The sequence below is a fragment of the Mesorhizobium sp. M4A.F.Ca.ET.090.04.2.1 genome, from assembly GCF_003999085.1.
Classification (GTDB): domain Bacteria; phylum Pseudomonadota; class Alphaproteobacteria; order Rhizobiales; family Rhizobiaceae; genus Mesorhizobium.
In genome coordinates, this window is record NZ_RZOT01000755.1 from 1 (window position 1) to 2,011 (window position 2,011).

At 63.4% G+C, this 2,011-nt stretch carries 2 protein-coding genes; both read left to right on the forward strand.

Features of this window, described 5'->3' with window-relative positions; all coding sequences use genetic code 11:
• Positions 1–245: 245 nt before the first annotated feature.
• Entirely contained in the window at positions 246–1,433 is a 1,188-nt protein-coding gene (locus EN781_RS31425) for a glycine C-acetyltransferase (RefSeq protein ID WP_126055053.1), read from the forward strand.
• Positions 1,434–1,478: 45 nt separating this feature from the next.
• On the forward strand, positions 1,479–2,011 hold a 533-nt coding region (locus EN781_RS31430), incomplete at its 3' end, for an alcohol dehydrogenase catalytic domain-containing protein (RefSeq protein WP_148669371.1).

Below are 2,011 nucleotides of genomic sequence, written 5' to 3' on the forward strand. Positions count from 1 at the left end.
CCATTGACTTGAAAGGGTTAACAGGCAGGCAAGCAGCCCCGCCTGTTGCGCCCGCAGAGGGGGAAAGCTGCGGAAATGGTTATCATGTCCTTTCGCCGCAACCATGCATTTGAACGCATCGTCGAACGCGCCGCCAAAACGGGATGTCATCCAGCTTTCGCCGCACCACCGAAGCCGTCGCTTTTGCGGTGGATTTTTCAGCCACGCGGGGCGACAGTCCGCGTCAAACCGAACAGGGTTGGATCATGACCACAGCATTCCTTTCCCACATCGACAGCGAACTTGCGGGGCTGAAAACGGCCGGACTCTACAAGTCCGAGCGGGTGATCGCCTCGATGCAATCGGCCGAGATCGAGGTTGCCGGCCAAAAGGTGTTGAATTTCTGCGCCAACAACTATCTCGGTCTCGCCGACAGCGCCGAATTGCGCGACGCGGCAAAGCATGCGCTCGACCGCTACGGCTACGGCATGGCCTCGGTGCGCTTCATCTGCGGCACGCAGGAGGAGCACAAGCAGCTGGAGGCGACGATCTCGTCCTTCCTCGGCATGGACGACACCATCCTCTACGGCTCCTGCTTCGACGCCAATGGCGGCCTGTTCGAGACGCTGCTCGGCGAGGAGGACGCCATCATCTCCGACGCGCTGAACCATGCCTCGATCATCGACGGCGTCAGGCTGTCGAAGGCCAAGCGCTTCCGCTACGTCAACAACGACATGGCTGATCTCGAGGCCCGGCTGAAGGAGGCGAAAGATTGCCGCTTCCGGCTGATCGCCACCGACGGCGTGTTCTCGATGGACGGCATCATCGCCAACCTGCAGGGGGTTTGCGACCTGGCCGAGAAATACGATGCCATGGTGATGGTCGACGACAGCCATGCGGTCGGCTTCGTCGGCAAACATGGCCGCGGTTCGGCCGAGCATTGCGGCGTCGAAGGCAGGGTGGACATCATCACCGGCACGCTCGGCAAGGCGCTGGGTGGCGCGTCCGGCGGCTATACCTCGGGCAAAGCCCAGGTGGTCGACTGGCTGCGCCAGCGCTCGCGGCCCTATCTGTTCTCCAACACGCTGATGCCAGCGATCGCCGGCGCCTCGATCAAGGTGTTCGACATGATCCGCAATGGCGGCGCCTTGCGCGAGCGCCTCTATGCCAATGCGGAACGGTTCCGCTCCGAAATGGGCAAGCTCGGCTTTACGCTCGCCGGCGCGGACCATCCGATCATCCCGGTGATGCTGGGCGATGCGGCTCTGGCACAGGAGATGGCCGCGCGCATGCTGAAGCGCGGCATCTACGTCATCGGCTTCTCCTTCCCGGTGGTGCCGAAGGGTCAGGCGCGCATCCGCACCCAGATGTCTGCCGCCCATTCCATCGCTGATATCGATCGCGCGGTCGAGGCGTTCGGCGCAGTGGGACGGGAGCTCGGCGTGATTTCCTGAGCGCCGAAAAACGATTCCGGATCAAGAGATTCAAGGAACAAAAGAATGTCCAACATGATGAAGGCGCTGGTTAAGGCCAAGGCCGAGCCGGGCATCTGGATGGAAGAGGTGCCGGTGCCGGAGATCGGTCCCAACGACGTGCTGATCAAGGTCAGGAAGACCGCGATCTGCGGCACCGACGTGCACATCTACAATTGGGACCAGTGGGCGCAGAAGACGGTGCCGGTGCCGATGGTGACGGGCCATGAGTTCGTCGGCACGGTCGCCGATTTCGGCGCCGCGGTCACCGAATACAAGCTCGGCCAGCGCGTCTCGGGCGAAGGCCACATCGTCTGCGGCCATTGCCGCAACTGCCGGGCGGGGCGAGGGCATCTCTGCCGCAACACGCTCGGCGTTGGCGTCAACCGGCCCGGCGCCTTCGGCGAATACGTGGCGATCCCGCAGCACAATGTCGTGCCGATCCCCGACGACGTGCCCGACGAGATCGCGGCGATCTTCGATCCCTTGGGCAATGCCGTCCACACCGCATTGTCCTTCGATCTGGTCGGCGAGGACGTGCTGGTCACCGGCGCCGGGCC

What these genes read in the sequence shown, in the direction of transcription:
- EN781_RS31425 (WP_126055053.1), top strand. Translation starts at nt 246, where the DNA reads ATGACCACAGCATTCCTTTCCCACATCGACAGCGAACTTGCGGGGCTG.